At 40.9% G+C, this 15,838-nt stretch carries 13 protein-coding genes and 1 pseudogene; 4 read left to right on the top strand and 10 right to left on the bottom strand.

All coding sequences use genetic code 11. The features are described 5' to 3' along the window. The first annotated feature begins 153 nt into the window (after positions 1-153). The 3 genes from ACFFRD_RS19385 (at position 154) to ACFFRD_RS19375 (ending at position 4,140) form a co-directional block, all read left to right on the top strand. The gene (locus ACFFRD_RS19385) at positions 154-1,527 is read left to right on the top strand and encodes an MFS transporter (protein ID WP_392482792.1); all 1,374 of its coding nucleotides are present in this window, start codon (positions 154-156) and stop codon (positions 1,525-1,527) included. A gap of 229 nt (positions 1,528-1,756) precedes the next feature. Continuing rightward, on the top strand, positions 1,757-3,769 hold the full coding sequence (locus ACFFRD_RS19380) for an ABC transporter ATP-binding protein/permease (RefSeq protein ID WP_392482791.1): 2,013 nt from the start codon (positions 1,757-1,759) through the stop codon (positions 3,767-3,769). Positions 3,770-3,864: 95 nt separating this feature from the next. Continuing rightward, entirely contained in the window at positions 3,865-4,140 is a 276-nt protein-coding gene (locus ACFFRD_RS19375) for a hypothetical protein (protein WP_392482790.1), read from the top strand. 20 nt (positions 4,141-4,160) lie between these two features. Here the strand turns inward: ACFFRD_RS19375 and ACFFRD_RS19370 are convergent, their stop codons facing one another. Next, on the bottom strand, positions 4,161-6,968 hold the full coding sequence (locus ACFFRD_RS19370; protein WP_392482788.1) for a bifunctional acetate--CoA ligase family protein/GNAT family N-acetyltransferase: 2,808 nt from the start codon (positions 6,966-6,968) through the stop codon (positions 4,161-4,163). Between the two features lie 31 nt (positions 6,969-6,999). After that, the gene (locus tag ACFFRD_RS19365) at positions 7,000-7,455 is read right to left on the bottom strand and encodes a hydrogenase maturation protease (RefSeq protein ID WP_392483110.1); all 456 of its coding nucleotides are present in this window, start codon (positions 7,453-7,455) and stop codon (positions 7,000-7,002) included. A 566-nt stretch (positions 7,456-8,021) separates the two neighbouring features. Between ACFFRD_RS19365 and ACFFRD_RS19360 the strand changes: the two genes are divergently transcribed. After that, positions 8,022-9,092 (top strand): Photosystem Q(B) protein 1, encoded by a 1,071-nt coding sequence (locus ACFFRD_RS19360; protein ID WP_114084452.1) that lies wholly within the window; start codon positions 8,022-8,024, stop codon positions 9,090-9,092. 161 nt (positions 9,093-9,253) lie between these two features. Here ACFFRD_RS19360 and ACFFRD_RS19355 read toward each other — a convergent pair whose 3' ends face one another. The 8 genes and pseudogenes from ACFFRD_RS19355 to ACFFRD_RS19320 form a co-directional block, all read right to left on the bottom strand. Further along, the gene (locus ACFFRD_RS19355) at positions 9,254-10,009 is read right to left on the bottom strand and encodes a TspO/MBR family protein (RefSeq protein ID WP_392482787.1); all 756 of its coding nucleotides are present in this window, start codon (positions 10,007-10,009) and stop codon (positions 9,254-9,256) included. A gap of 421 nt (positions 10,010-10,430) precedes the next feature. Further along, positions 10,431-10,577, bottom strand: a pseudogene (locus ACFFRD_RS19350) (sulfurtransferase); the annotation flags it as partial. A gap of 103 nt (positions 10,578-10,680) precedes the next feature. Continuing rightward, entirely contained in the window at positions 10,681-12,129 is a 1,449-nt protein-coding gene (locus ACFFRD_RS19345) for a Ni/Fe hydrogenase subunit alpha (protein WP_392482786.1), read from the bottom strand. 130 nt (positions 12,130-12,259) lie between these two features. Next, positions 12,260-12,898, bottom strand: a complete 639-nt coding sequence (locus ACFFRD_RS19340; RefSeq protein WP_392482784.1) for a CBS domain-containing protein — start codon at positions 12,896-12,898, stop codon at positions 12,260-12,262. A 71-nt stretch (positions 12,899-12,969) separates the two neighbouring features. After that, complete coding sequence (locus tag ACFFRD_RS19335) at positions 12,970-13,515, bottom strand: oxidoreductase (RefSeq protein WP_392482783.1); 546 nt, start codon at positions 13,513-13,515, stop codon at positions 12,970-12,972. A 32-nt stretch (positions 13,516-13,547) separates the two neighbouring features. Then, a complete protein-coding gene (locus ACFFRD_RS19330; RefSeq protein ID WP_392482782.1) occupies positions 13,548-14,072 on the bottom strand; it encodes a DUF3122 domain-containing protein in 525 nt (174 codons plus the stop codon). A gap of 36 nt (positions 14,073-14,108) precedes the next feature. Further along, positions 14,109-14,825 (bottom strand): bidirectional hydrogenase complex protein HoxU, encoded by a 717-nt coding sequence (hoxU, locus tag ACFFRD_RS19325; RefSeq protein WP_392482781.1) that lies wholly within the window; start codon positions 14,823-14,825, stop codon positions 14,109-14,111. A 277-nt stretch (positions 14,826-15,102) separates the two neighbouring features. Then, positions 15,103-15,753: a DUF938 domain-containing protein gene (locus ACFFRD_RS19320; protein WP_392482780.1), complete on the bottom strand. Its 651-nt coding sequence runs from the start codon at positions 15,751-15,753 to the stop codon at positions 15,103-15,105. Positions 15,754-15,838 lie beyond the last annotated feature (85 nt).

Below are 15,838 nucleotides of genomic sequence, written 5' to 3'. Positions count from 1 at the left end.
TAAAAAGGGGGATTTAGGGGGATCTAAAACTTTTGATACCGGCAATAGAACTTTTCAAACATCCTCTAAGAGCAGGGAGCAGGGAGAACAGAACAAGAATAGGTGTAATTAATTCTGTTTAGGTACTTAACTTATATGTCAGATGTACAGATTATGAAAAAAACAAGGCTAACTGTTTTACGGGAAATGCGACTCTTTCTCATTGTTTGGGTAGGACAATTGATCGCCTTGATTGGTTCGAGTACCACTGCCTTTGCCTTAGATATCTGGGTTTATAATCGCACCGGTTCAGTTACCCAGTTTGCTTTAGTCTCTCTGTTCAATACTCTCCCGCTAATCTTAATTTCCCCGATCGCTGGGCCTCTGGTAGATAAGTGGGATCGCCGAAAGACGATGATTATCGCTGATGTCTTGGCGTGTTTGGGAACGATCGCGATCGGCGTTTTATTTGTCATCGGTCGGTTGGAAGTCTGGCACATTTACCTAGCCAATACCTTCACTGCTGTTTTCATGGCTTTTCACACACCTGCTTATACAGCATCAACAGTCTTACTAGTGCCGAAACAGCACCTTAATCGTGCCAATGGGCTAATGAGTCTGATGTTTGGTATTTCCCTAATCATTGCACCAACTCTCGGAGGTGTTTTACTAACCATTGTGCATTTGCAAGGGATTATTTTATTTCACGTAACGGCTATATTTATTGCTGTTGTTTCCCTGATGCTGGTTCGGTTCCCGGAAGTCAGCACGAGTGCTGTTGCAACTGCAAAAAGTTCATTTATGAGTGAAGCAACTTACGGATTTAGGTATTTGATCGCTCGACCAGGACTGCTGGGACTAGTGTTATTCTCAGCTTCCAGCTTTTATCTTGTGGGAGGTATTAATGTCATCACTATCCCGCTAGTCTTAAATTTCGTTTCAGTCAGCTTTTTGGGAACTATTCTTTCGCTATTTGGCATTGCGATCGTAGCAGGTGGCTTGCTTGTCAGCATCTGGGGAGGGCTAGAACGCAATATATATGCCATATACGGGTGTATGCTTTTGAGTGGCGTATTTATTTTCGTCGCCGGTTTGCAACCCTCTCTTGTCATTTTCACTGTTGGTATCTTCTTATTTTTCCTAACACAACCGATCGTTTCCAGTTCCACGCAAGCTGTCATGCAAAATAAAGTAGAACCTAATGTACAAGGTAGAGTTTTTGCGATCAAAGGAGCGATTGAAGCAGCCGCTTTCCCTTTAGGCTACATCACGATTGGGCCTTTAGCCGAGAAAGTTTTTGAACCCTTAATGGCTACTAACGGTTTTTTAGCAGGAAGCATCGGACAAATCATCGGTGTTGGGTCAGGTCGTGGGATGGGACTTCTACTGATGATTATGGGAGTCTTGACCATTTTAGAAACCTCTATTGCCTACTTGTACCCTCGCTTACGGTTTGTGGAAGATGAACTGCCTAATGTTAGTAATGCAGTTGCAATGGCTGCTGATACAGCTTCTAGTAAGAATGACGCAGTTTCTTTGATATCCTAAATTTGGCGTTGCATAGTGGTGGTTGATTAAAAACTCTACTAATTTGCAATTATTATTTTATTTTCGGAATTTTCGATTTTTGAAAATTGGTCATTGTTAACTTAGTCTATAAATCGGAAAATTTTTGTATCTAGATTCAAGATTTCTACTCTAGATTAAATCCTGTGTTTTTTCATCAGTTAGTATTTTTGTATTTCAATCAAAAAAGATGTTCAACTTATTTTAGAATATGCAAACCAAAGTTTCTCGCGGTCAATCCTTAAAGAATGATCCTTCTCCTCCGGCTTCTAATAATTTTTGGGAGAATGTAAGAGCGATCGTTCAGCCTTACTGGTATCCAACAGAGTCCGGGGAAAGAGTATTTTCAGACGTGATTCGGATATGGGGGATGCTGATTCTCCTGATTTTATTAATAATCGCGCTAGTCGGCGTAACTGCCTTTAATAGCTTCGTTACTCGCTATATAACCGATGTCATTGAAGAGAAAGATTATCCTAACTTTATTAATACGATAGTAGTTTTCGGCGCTGCTCTTGTCTGCATAACACTCTTAAACGGATTTTCTAAACTTGTCAGAAAAAAAATCGCTCTTGATTGGTACAAATGGTTAAATAATCACATATTATCAAAATATTTGAGCAATCGTGCCTATTATAAAATTAACTTTAGAGCCGATGTTGATAACCCAGATCAACGAATATCCCAAGAAATCGAACCCATTACCAGTAATGCTCTGAGTTTTTCAGCTACTTTCCTAGAAAAAGTGCTGGAAATGACTACTTTTTTAGTAATTCTTTGGTCAATTTCCCAATTTATTGCAATTGTTTTGGTTGTTTATACAATCGTAGGCAACTTGATTGCTATTTACTTAGGTCAACAATTAAATAAAATTAATCAAGAAGAATTAGAACTGAAAGCAGAATACAGTTATTCTCTGACTCATGTTCGTAATCACGCTGAATCGATAGCTTTTTTTCAGGGAGAAAAGCAAGAATTTAATATAATTCAACGAAGATTTATTAATCTCCTGAAAAATGTCGAACGCAAGATTAATTGGGAGAACAATCAAGAACTTTTTGACGGAGCATATAAGTCTGCTATCCAAATATTCCCATATCTGGTACTCGCACCTTTATATATGAGCGGTCAAGCTGATTTCGGAGAAGTTGTCCAAGCCAGTGTAGCTTGTAATCAGTTTGCCTCGGCTATGGCAACATTAATTAGAGAATTTGGGACTTCTGGACGATTTTCCAGTTATGTTGAGCGTTTATCTGAGTTTTCAGATGCGTTAGAAGCAGTTACCAAACAACCAGAGAATGTCAGTACTATTAAAACAATAGAAGAAAACCGTTTAGCTTTCGAGAATGTCACCTTACAAACGCCAAACTATGAACAGGTGATCGTTGAAAATTTATCACTTTCTGTTCAACCAGGAGAAGGCTTATTGATTGTTGGGCCGAGTGGACGAGGTAAAAGTTCTCTGTTGAGAGCGATCGCTGGTTTGTGGAATGCGGGAACTGGCCGTTTGGTACGACCTCCCCTAAAAGAAGTATTATTCTTACCCCAACGGCCTTATATCATTTTAGGGACTTTGCGCGAACAGTTACTTTATCCTAATACGAATCGTCAAATGACCGACGCAGAACTCAAAGACGTTTTGCAACAAGTAAACTTGCAAAACTTACTAAGTCGAGTTGAAGGCTTTGACACTGAAGTTCCTTGGGAAAATATATTATCGATAGGAGAACAACAACGTCTTGCTTTCGCACGACTGTTAGTTACTCATCCGAGCTTTACTATATTGGATGAAGCAACAAGTGCTTTAGATTTGAAAAATGAAGGAAGTTTATATCAACAGTTACAATCAACGAAAACAACATTTATTAGTGTTGGGCACCGGGAAAGCCTGTTTGATTACCATCAATGGGTTTTAGAACTTGCACAAGATTCCAGTTGGCAACTTGTAACTGTCCAGGATTATCGAAATCAAAAAGCAAGTATAACTAAATTTCCGTCAAATACTCAAATCAAAATAAATGATTCGCCTGAAGATAAAGCGCAAAATGAGTCAAAAATCAGCACAGGCGAAAAACTTACTCATAAGGCAATGAATGAATTAACATCCTATTCACTTAGCACGATTAGAAGCAAGGCAAGCAAAGGAGAATTTATCACTACTAAGGACGGCATTATTTATCGCTATGATAAAGATCCCAATGTTTTGAAATGGGTTTTAGTTTAGCCGTCACTCATACTTTTTGAAATTGTAAATTATTTCCATTGGGAGATTAAAGCGTCCTAGTCCAAGCTGCGACTGTAAATCCCAAGTAAAAGAAAGTGACAAAGAAGCAGAGCGAAAAGTCTGCCAACATTCAAACTACCCAACCAAAGGGTGAGAATGCTGAGACAACCCAAGCTCAGGAAAGCAAAGTTTCAGCCAATATCCAAAAGCGGGAACAACCGCGAACATCAACTCAGGAGCGATCGCTAAAAACTATGAATACGAAAGCTAATGCCAAATATAAAATCCTTGCTATAGATGGTGGTGAGAGTCGGGGCATTATCTCAGCACTAGTACTAGCAGAAATTGAAAAGAGTATTAATTTTATGTGAGTCTCCAACGGAGGCGCACGTTAATTTTTGGGGTGAAATGTTTTGATATCGATTTCGGTTTTCAGTACAGTTGGATCATCTGTGTGTTGAATACGAAAACCTAGTTTTTCACAAACTTTTTGCATACCATAATTGTCAACCAAAATATCAGCAGTGATAGTGCTAAGTTGCTCATCTCGACTAACTTGCAGTAACCTTTGTAGTAACTCGGTTCCTATACCTTGGCACTGAGAGCGATCGCACACCACAATAGCAAATTCTGCTTCATTCGTACCATGTATTTTACTTAACCGCCCGACTGCCAATATTTGGCGTGTCTGCGTTTCGGGGTTTTGATATTCGACAACTAGGGCTATTTCGCGATCGTAATCAATAAAGCAGATACGTGTTAGGCGTTCATGGGCTACTCTTGACTGGAGTTTAATTAAGTGAAAATACCTAAAATAAACACTTTGCTCTGAGAGTGTCTTATGAAATTGCACCATCAACGGCTCATCTTCTGGACGGATGGGACGGATGGTAACTGGAGTGCCATCTTTCATCGTCCATTTGCTGACATATTTTGTAGGATATGGTCGAATTGCTAACTTTGGTAGTTCGTTTTGTTTAACATTCGGCTCATGAAGGATAATTCGAGCATCGAGGGCAATTAATTGTTCAGATGAAGCCAGCAACGGGTTAATATCGATTTCCTTAATCCAACGCTGTTCTACAACTAATTGACTAAATACCACCATTAATTGTTCAAGGGCAGCCATATCAACACTTTTGCGTCCCCGGACTCCTTTCAGCGCTTTGTAAATCTGCGTTTGCTCCATCATGCGCCGCGCTAAAGTGGTATTCAGGGGTGGAAGTGCGATCGCGCGATCGTGAAAAACTTCGACTAGTTGTCCCCCTGTGCCAAAAAGCAACACCGGGCCAAACTGTGCATCAAGACTACTGCCAATAATTAGTTCATAACCAGCCATTTTCACCATTGGCTGCACAGTTACACCTAAGAAGAGTGCTGAGTGCTGAGTGCTGAGTGCTGAGTAATGAGGGTCGTGTTGCAATTTATCCTGTAAAGAGGATTTAATGTTGCGGTAGGCTTGTCGTACAGCTTCAGCATCTCTTAGATTTAACTGCACACCGCCAACATCAGTTTTATGAGTGATTATCTCGGAAAACAGCTTTAAAACAACTGGATAACCAATTTTTTCAGCACATTGAACTGCTTCATCCTCGCTTTTAGAAACGCAAGTTGCAACCACCGGAATCCCATAAGCAGCTAAAATTTGCTTCGATTCAAACTCTGTAAGAATAGTTCGCTGTGTCTGACGTGCTGATTGGATAATTTTTTCCACACAGTTACGGTCTGGTATCCCTGATGAAGAATCAAGTGCAGGCATTACCGGAGTTTCGTAGATACCGCGCAGGTTATAACTAGACTGCCACATATAACTAAATATTCGAGCAGCAGTATCAGGATAAGGATATGTGGGAATATGGTTGCGATTGAGAATCATCTCACCTGCTGCAATATCTGCTCCTCCCATCCAACTAGCAAGGATGGGTTTACCAGCTATCTGTGCATAAGGTTTCAATTGCTCGGCTGTTTGGGTGGGGTCTGTCATCGCTTGAGGCGTGAGAATCACCAATAACCCGTCACTATTTGGGTCTTTAGCAGCAATTTCCAACGCTTTGGTATATCGCTGTGGGTCAGCGTCGCCCAGAATATCAATCGGGTTGCCGTGACTCCAATGTGCTGGTAATAGTTGATTCAGAGATCCGCTAGTTTCTTCAGAAATTGGTGCAACTTCTCCACCCGCAGCAATCAAAGCATCAGTAGCAAGTACTCCAGGTCCACCTGCGTTAGTTAAAATTGTCAGGCGTGGCCCTTGGGGACGGGGTTGTTTTGCCAGCACCTCTGCCATATCGAACAAATCAGAGATGCTGTTGACGCGCAACACCCCACAACGCCGGAAAGCTGCATCCAGAACTTCATCACTTCCTGTAAGTGCGCCAGTATGGGAAGCTGCTGCTTTGGCTGCGGCTTCAGTGCGACCTGCTTTGATGACAATAATCGGTTTAGTGAGAGCAACTTCTCGCGCTGCTGACAAAAACGATCGCGCATTCCCAATTGATTCCATGTAAATGACAATACTTTTGGTATGTGGGTCATCACCCAGGTAGTAAATCAAATCTCCCCAACCCACATCCAGCATTGAGCCAAGAGAAACAAAGGCGCTAAAACCAACGTTTTCCCGAAAACTCCAATCTAGGATAGCCGTACAAAGCGCTCCACTTTGACTAATAAAGCCGACATTCCCAGGACGCGCCATTGTGCTGGCAAAAGTTGCATTTAAACCTGTGCGTGGACTCATTACACCCAAGCAATTAGGGCCAATAATCCGCATTTTGCCACGATGCGCTTGCTCAAGTATTTGCTGTTCTAAGGCTACACCCTCAGCACCAGCTTCTTTAAAACCAGCACTAAGGATAATTGCACCTTTGACACCTGTATCCACGCACTCAGCAATAATACCTGGAACTGTTGGTGCGGGGGTGGCAATAACTGCTAAATCCACTTTTTCGGGTACATCAAAGATAGTGGAGTATGCTTTGATTCCTAGGATGCTGTGCCGCTTGGGATTGACAGGGAAAACAGTTCCACCAAAAGGATTGCTAATCAAGTTCCATAGTAAGGTACGCCCAACACTACCAGCTTTTTCGCTAGCACCAATTACAGCAACACTTTTTGGTGCAAAGATCGCATCAAGGGGATTCGCTTTCTCGGTTCGCAAAATATCATAGGCGCGATTGCTGGATGATTGGATAGGCTTTTGCATGAGTTGCTGTTACCTGTGGTGGAAATATATTTTAAAGAAGTAAGCTGAAATTTTCGTCTATAAGTTGGGTAATTTTTTGTAAAGCGATCGCTACTCCAATTTCAGCAAATGGTGATAAGTAGCAACCTAATTCAAAATTTACTCCTGGTACTTTTATCCACCAAGCTGGTGGACAACGATTATAAAGGGCTTGAGTGAGAGCTAAGAGCGATCGCGGATCGGCTGTATGTCCAGCAATAATATTGAAAGATTCAGATGAAAGCGATTGTACTTGCACTTGAGAACTTTCAGAAGTGAAACAAGCATCGATAAAGATTACCAAATCAGCATGGGCTAAGGCTTCAACAAGTTCAGGGGTGAGTTGATGGACAGCCAGAGATTTCACATTTGATAGATGCAACGCCTTAGCTACTCGTTGCCCAATGCCATCATCACTACGCAATTCATTACCGTAACCAATGGCGTAGGCGTAGCCCGTCGTAGACATCGCTTCCGGCGGAGTATAGCCCATCGCATTAGAATTCATATTTTTAGCTGTCCAACACTATTTTAAAGTTAGATAAAAAACTTGAGAAACTTGTGAGGAGATAGAGAAACTTGGAAGTAATGCTCACAATTTCCTCAGATTGTTGACATATAACTAAAACTGTAATGCAACATTACAAGCGATCGGTACTTTGTAGCAGAGAATTTGACTACAGGTGATCGCACACAGTCAAATTATTCTCTTGAGTCAAGACAGGGAGAGGTTCATTGCAAGCTCACGTTAGCCTGAGATTTTTGACGCAACATCCCCCAGTTCCCTGATACTTCCTGCTTTTTTGCGGATATGTGAATCTGAGTCCTGACAAAATTTAAGTTGTAATAAACACTGTATTTCCTCACAAGTTCCTCAAATTATTTTTCTAACTTCAAGATAAAGATGCCCAACTATTGCATTAAATTAGCTTGAAAATTTGTGAGCCAAAAAACATAGGTCAAGCAAAATAAATAGGCATCTGCCAAAAGTAGTGAGAAAATTTTGAACTTGGAGTTACTTAGGAGATACACACCATGAGTACCATTGTTCAACCTCAAAGAGAATTTAATTTTTTTGATTTCTGGGATAGTTTTTGTCGCTGGATTACTAGTACAGAAAATCGGATTTATATCGGCTGGTTTGGTGTATTGGCGATTCCCACCTTATTGGCTGCCACCACCTGTTTTATTTTGGCTTTTATTGCCGCTCCCGGCGTAGATATGGATGGCATTCGTGAGCCTATCATGGGTTCTCTGATGGATGGTAATAACTTAATTACAGCCGCAGTTGTACCGACCTCTGCTGCCATTGGTTTGCACTTTTATCCGATCTGGGACGCGGCATCAATGGATGAATGGCTCTACAATGGTGGGCCATATCAATTAATTGTGCTGCATTTTCTTATTGGTATTTGGTGCTATCTAGGGCGATTTTGGGAACTAAGCTATCGTTTGGGAATGCGCGCCTGGATAGCAATTGCCTATTCTGCACCCGTCATCGCTGCTACTTCCGTTTTGCTAGTTTATCCTATTGGTCAAGGTAGTTTTTCTGATGGTTTACCTTTGGGAATCACTGGAACTTTCCACTTTATGTTGGCTTTCCAAGGTGATCACAATATCCTTATGCACCCGTTTCACATGTTGGGTGTAGCAGGTATATTCAGTGGCGCACTATTTAGTTCTTTACATGGTTCTTTGGTGACTTCAACACTCATTCGAAAGACCGATGACAATGAATCAATTAATGCCGGATATAAGTTGGGTCAGAAGAAATTTACCTACAAGTACTTAGCAGGACACTCTAGCTTTTTGGGACGTTTGTTGATTCCTATCTTTGCTAGTAAAAATCATCGTGCTTTCCATTTATTATTAGCAGCATTCCCAACGATAGGTATTTGGTTCGCAGCAATGGGTGTATGTTCGATGGCGTTTAATATCAATGGGTTGAACTTTAATCATTCCATCTTAGATAGTCGGGGTGAAGTAATTAGAACCAACGCTGATATCCTGAACCGTGCCAATCTGGGGATCAATGCAATGCACGCTCCTAACGTCCATAATTTCCCTTTAGTTTTGTCTAGTGGTCAACCTATTCCAGTTAGTTAAAGATTGCATCAATCCATTTTTATAGTGGTTTTTAACCTGCCTGTAATTCTAGTATTAGTCAATATTGCAGGCAGGTTTTTCATCAGAAGAATTTTGAATGAGGTACTAAAAAGTCAAGTGTTCTTTTTCCTTGCTTTCTTGTCTTGGTGAATTTTAGGTATTTATTTCTCCAGAGGTGTTAGTTTTAAAGGATACAATGGCTCAGATCCATTTAATTGCCAAATTCTAAATACCAATACAGCAGCTACAGTTAGCCATACACAAGAAAATGATAAAGTCATTCCCGCTACAGGATTAGTTTGCCAATAAATTGCCGTCACCACTACAGCAGATAACCAAGGGCCTAAAATAACTACAGGAACAGCAGCACCTAATCTCCGTTCTACAGTAAAAATCGTATTCCAAGTATCCCCTAAAGCCAGATGTACCACAAACAAAATTAAAGGCAGCACTAAAAATTGATGATTCATTTGCTGCCAAACCAATACAGAAGAAATTACCCGCAAAACGGCAATTATCATCCAAACAATGGGAAATACTAAAGGTGGAGGAGACCATCTTGGTCTAATTACCTGGTCATAAGTCTGACGAGAACGGGTATTATCTAAAAGAGAAAAAATTCGGGAACGGATACTTAAGAGAGCAAAAAATAATCCAGTCAATAAAGTGCTAAACCAACTGGGAAAAGAAGAATTACTATCAATTAACATTACTATTTTTTCCATTCCCAGTAAGACGAGAATCATAACTACTATTTGTAGGATAGTTCCTAGTGTATAAACTAAAATTGCTCTGATATCTAGTTCTTGTGTAGTAGCTATTGATGTATCTCGATACTGTTGTTGATTCCCAGCTTTTACTCCCATCACTGTATTGACAAACTGTTCAAGGATTCCACTATTATTGGATTGATTCATAATTAAGAGATTGTGCCTAGTTTGTAATTAGTAACAATAGGTGATTATATCGCTATTCCATTAATATAGGCAGAGGAAAATAAGAAATCTTTAGATTCAGAGGTATCTGGAATATAATCTCGTGTTCGATTCATTAATTCAGTTATTGTTAGTAATCCAATCGATACCAGCCGTAGTATTAATTCAGAATTTTGCACTAAAACTTAGTGGCAAAGATTTCCAGTTTGTTTCTCTGTGGATTGATTGAATGAAGCGGCATTAAAACTCAATACGGTTCAGTTAAGGCTAAAACTCTGTTACCAAAGTCGTTTTTTTTACGAACCGCCAAGGCGCAGAGAACGCAGAGAGAAGAAAGAGATGCTTAACTGAACTGTATTGCATTAAAACTTAGAGGATGTTTTAAAAATGGTTGGCTGTGATTTTAATAGAATTTTCTGGCAGAAATCCCTGCTTCTTCAAGGGCTATTAATATATTCGCAGCCCTTGAACCCTTAAAGCAGTAAATATACACAATGGACTCTGAAGTAATACCTACTGAGTTACAAATTTCTCGGATTTCATCTGGCGAGGAACGTGGGGATTTGGGAATACAAATTACAGAAGAATAAATGTTGAATGTTACGAGATAATTTTTGTGGTTGTGTTGTTTTAAAGGAAGAATTAAGAATAGATTAATCTCGCCAAACTTCATTTACAATATTCCCATCTGTCCCAATTAATTGAATATGCAAAGGCATTTGTCCTGCCGCATGAGTTGAACAACTTAAACAAGGGTCAAAAGCTCTGATTCCCGCTTCAACACGGTTTAACATCCCTTCAGCAATTTCTGAACCGTGAATAAAATGTCGGGCAATTTGCGCGACTGTGCGATTCATTGCTAGATTGTTCTGACCTGTGGCAATTACTAAATTTACTTTCTGAAGTAACCCATTCTCATCAACTTGATAATGGTGAAATAATGTTCCACGTGGTGCTTCACTTACACCCACTCCTTCTAATTGATTAATGCCAGCATCGGCACGCAATTTCTTAGACATTAAATCTGGGTCATCTATTATAATTTCTATGCGTTCAATGCAAGCCAGAATTTCAATTAACCGGGCGTAGTGATAGAAAAATGATGAAGTGACAGTGCCTTTACCTCTGTCTCTAAATTCTCTCAATTCTGCATCAGCTAAAGGTGTACCAATATGACTGCAAACATTCAGGCGTGCTAGCGGCCCTACCCGATAAATACCACTATCTAAACGACAATGGTCGCTCTGGTCAGGATAACCTAAAGGGCGATAGTAAGGAGACTTTAAATAGGAATCTGGTTGAACTGCTTCACCAATAAATTGTTGATAATGAGTTGGATCAAGTTTATCGGCAATAATATTTCCCGCGCTGTCTACAAAACGAATATGTCCGTCGTAGTTCTCCCACAAACCATCAGGAGTGACTAAACCCATAAATAAACTAGGAAAATTCCCGAAGGTTTGCACTTCTTTTTGATAATCATTGAGTAAGTCTTTAAATTTACCCAGTGCATCTAATATTGTGGTGCGTGCTTCCGGGATGCGGTTTTGAATATGGGTGCGTCCTTCTATCGATAAGGGTTCACGGACACCACCAGGAACCGCCCATGATGGATGTATCTTTCGCCCTCCCAATTGTTCAATAATCTCTTGTCCAAATTGACGCAAGCGAATTCCGCCACGCGCTAGTTCTGGTTCAGCTGCAATTAAGCCAAATATATTGCGTTTTTCGGGTTCGCTATCCATTCCTAATAATAAATCTGGGGCGCTGAGGTGGAAGAAACTCAGGGCGTGGGATTGGATAATTTGTCCCAAGTTCATCAAACGGCGCAGTTTTTCCGCAGCTTTGGGAATTGTAACTGCAAGGATGCGATCGCCTGCCTTTGCTGATGCTAACAAATGGCTTACCGGACAAATCCCACAAATTCGCGCCGTAATTCCTGGCATTTCCCACAAAGGGCGACCCTCGCAGAACTTTTCAAAACCACGAAATTCTGTGACATGAAAACGAGCATCGCTCACTTGTCCTGTATCATCCAGATAAATACTGATTTTGGCGTGTCCTTCAATTCGGGTAACTGGGTTGATGATTACTTTTTTCATAACTATCTCAGGTCAACCACTAGTAGTTCGCTTTCGTGACTTGGCGGGGTAAAGGGTAAGGGGGAAGGGGGAAAGGGTTTAAATCCCTTACCCTTTCCCCTTTCCCCTTTCCCCTTTCCCCAGTCCTCACTTAGCATTTTTGGGTTGGCAGACTACTAGACCAGTTGTCATAAATTCCTTTAGCTTCTGGATATTCATCGCAGTATTCTTCAAAGGCTGTTTTCACGACTTTCTCGGCCCTTTGATGTGCGATCTCGGCTTGTAATTCCTCGATCGCATCCCAAACAACAGCACATTCTTCTGAATGGATACCTTGGCGATCGCAAATGACACGAGCTTTTTTAATTTCGTCCTGAAGTTGTTGTTCTAGCAGGAAAGTATGGGGTTGCTCAAGAAAGCTACTATTAGCTAGAATGTCAACCAGGGAAATGATACCCAGTAGTTCGCCCTGAATAACGGGCGCTCTCTGCAAATTATGGTCAGCAAATAACCGCGCTACGTATTCTAAGGCAAGTTCAGGATTGACAACGATACAAGGCTTGGTCATCACTTCATGAACACGCACACTAAAGGGATCTTTTCCATAAGCAATCACTTTATATACAATATCCCTTTCAGTAATCATGCCGTAGGCATCGTGTTCATGGCGGCGATCTACAACCAGCGCTTTCCAGTCCCTTGCTCTCAATAGTCTAACTGCTTCAGCCACTGTTGCTGAACTGTGAATTGTAGCAACATCTCTAGTCATAATGTCAGATGCTTTCAACATAATTGCTTCTAAAATTATTTTGTGATTGCCTCTCTTTCAACTTAGATAAAGAATCTGAGTAACTTGTGAAGTTAACCAAACTTGATAAATTCACGTCCTTTTAACTGTGGTTTTTCTCCCCTTAAGAGTGCCTCTAACACTGCTTTAATCTGAGTTGCTGAGGGTGGACAACCTGGCAAATAAATATCAACTGGCACTACTGTATGCACTGGTATCACCCGATCTAGTAAGGTTGGTACAATGCCAGGCTCATGGGGAATAGTGCCGTGAATATCTGCTGCTTCGATGTAACAACGTTGCAGAACAGGTTCGGCACTACCTAAAGGATTGCGTAAAGCAGTAACATTACCAGTAACAGCACAATCACCAAAAGAGACAAGAATGTGCGATCGCTCTCTTACTATCTGAATCATTTGCAGGTGATCTTCATTAGCAATTGCACCCTCAACTAGCACCACATCTACCCCTGGGGGATATTCTTTAGCATCAGCAAAGGGACTATAAACTAAATCTACTTGTGCTGCTAAATCAATCAGCCATTCATCCAAATCGAGAAAAGACATGTGACAGCCAGAACAGCCGCCTAGCCAAACCGTTGCTAATTTTAAACGAGTCATTTTATTTTTTAAATTAATTTTGACCTTAGCACTCAGGACTTTAGTGCAATTTCTTGCCATTCCTGCACGACATGTTTTGGGATTGAAAGATTGATGAAGTGTTGTTTACCTACAGGTATACCAATCAACAATTCTTGAGTTGATAATTGAGGCAAAACATCCTTGAAGTCATACTGAGCGATGGTTGGTGCTGGTGCTTCATCTAGGAATATATCGGGAGCAGTTAATACTTTGCCTGTATCTGTAGTAATCTTTAAAGGTAAGGGATGGGGCAATTCCTGAGAACCAGGAAATCCCACCAATCGGAGATTTATTGAAGATATTTGATTGCTATTAGAATTAACTCGCTTAAACAAAATAACTTGCCAATAATTTCCTAATTCATCATTTAATTTTTGCTGTGAGCGATAAAGGATTTCTTCTGGCGTATCTTCTAATTGCATAACAGCAGCAATTACCTGTTGAGATGTGAAGCTTGCTAAACCCAGGTATATATATATTGTTAATATTGCCAGCAATAGGAGCCACCAAAAAATTTTTAGGATGCGGCGTAACATTAGGTTTACCTCGTTGTGCTAATTTATGAACAGTAGCTAAACAAGCCATTGCTGCTTTTCTCTTGCTGTAAGTAGGAAATCAAGCTTGGCGCGATCGTGTTTCATTTCCCCGACGCTCGAACCTTTGTCAAAAAGCGCACCTGTAGGGCAAGCATTAACGCATTTGCCGCAAGAAGTACAAGTATTTGAGGTTCCCCAAGGCTGATTTAAATCAGTGATGACATGAGAATTTGTCCCTCTACCCGCCATATCCCAAGTGTGCGCTCCTTCGATTTCATCACAAACACGGATGCAACGAGTGCAAAGAACACAACGGTTATGGTCAACGCCAAAGCGAGCGTGAGAAATATCGACTTTGCGATCGGGGAAATGATAATCTAAGCGCACATGATCCATACCCATCTCAATTGCCAAGTCTTGCAATTCGCAATTACCGTTAGCTACGCAGACCGAGCAAATGTGATTACCTTCAGCAAATAGCATTTCTATAATGGTGCGACGATATTTTTGCAGGCGATCGCTATTTGTTTGGACTTCCATACCCTCAGCAACTTTTGTTACACAAGCAGGTTGGAGTTTATTACTCCCAGCAATTTCTACTAAACAAAGCCGACAAGCGCCAACATCTTCAACTCCTTGCAAGTGGCACAAAGTAGGAATGTGAATCCCTGCATCTTGCACCGTTTGGAGAATAGTTTCTTCTTCACGGGCGCTAATAAGTTTGTCGTTGACTGTTAAAGTTTTGACTGACATTGCCTCTAGCCTCAATCAAAATGAGCCTTTCGCTTCTGAAATGCCCTGAGTCTTGAATTGTAGACAAATAGTTTGAGGAACTTGTGAATAGCTTGGATAGTTTTGTGATCAATTGCTTTCCAAGCTATAGGAATCTGCTTTCAATACTTTTCGGATAAACCCAACAATCTCTCTTCTGGTCTGGGCAAAGCTTAAAGGGTAAGGGGTAAAGGTAAATTTAAACGCAATTATTTTGAATTGAATTGAATTATATCCACTAAGAAATTATTTCCAGGAATTATTCATTAGCGGCACGTTCAAACACTACTGAAAGATTATTGGCTGGCATTTGGTAAATTTGTTTCAAGATGAAATGTTGTGCCCTAGCTGCTGCCACTACATCATCCAAATTCCGCACGCCCCATTCTTGGTTTTGGGTGTGTAAATATTCGTCAAAAGCTGCATTACTCGCTGCTGTATGTTCTCCACCTTGTTTGAAGGGCCCATATAAATAGAGGATACCTCCTGCTTTTAGGATACGGCCTGCCCCTGCCATTAGCCCCAAACAGGCTGACCACGGTGAAATGTGAATCATATTAATGTTGACGATCGCAACTATTGGCTCCCTATTAAGCCACTCAGTTACTTCCCCTTTTTCAACTGCCCAAACTGGCTCTCTAACATCTAGCTCAAGCGGTGGATAAACGTTATCACAGGCATTGTGTTCAGTCCATGCACTAATGCTGGCTCGTAACTCTAAATTTGCATCTGTTGGTAGCCACAGGCGAGGACTTAGCCTGGATGCAAAAAAGACTGCGTGTTCACCAGTACCACTTGCTATTTCTAAAATAGTGCCACTTTCGGGTAATACCTGCAAAAGTATTTCTAGAATTGGTTCTCGGTTGCGCTCAGTTGCTGGTGCGTATTGTCGTGCGTCTTGTGGTGTCATTCTTATCGTGATATTTTATAATTTTTCTTGCATAGTGCGCTTCCCGATAGTAACAATATAGATGATGTGGTCTATGTCCATTACA

The organism is Nostoc sp. C110 (assembly GCF_043099725.1).
Taxonomy (GTDB): Bacteria; Cyanobacteriota; Cyanobacteriia; order Cyanobacteriales; family Nostocaceae; genus Nostoc; species Nostoc muscorum_A.
This window is presented reverse-complemented; position numbering and strand designations above follow the sequence as displayed.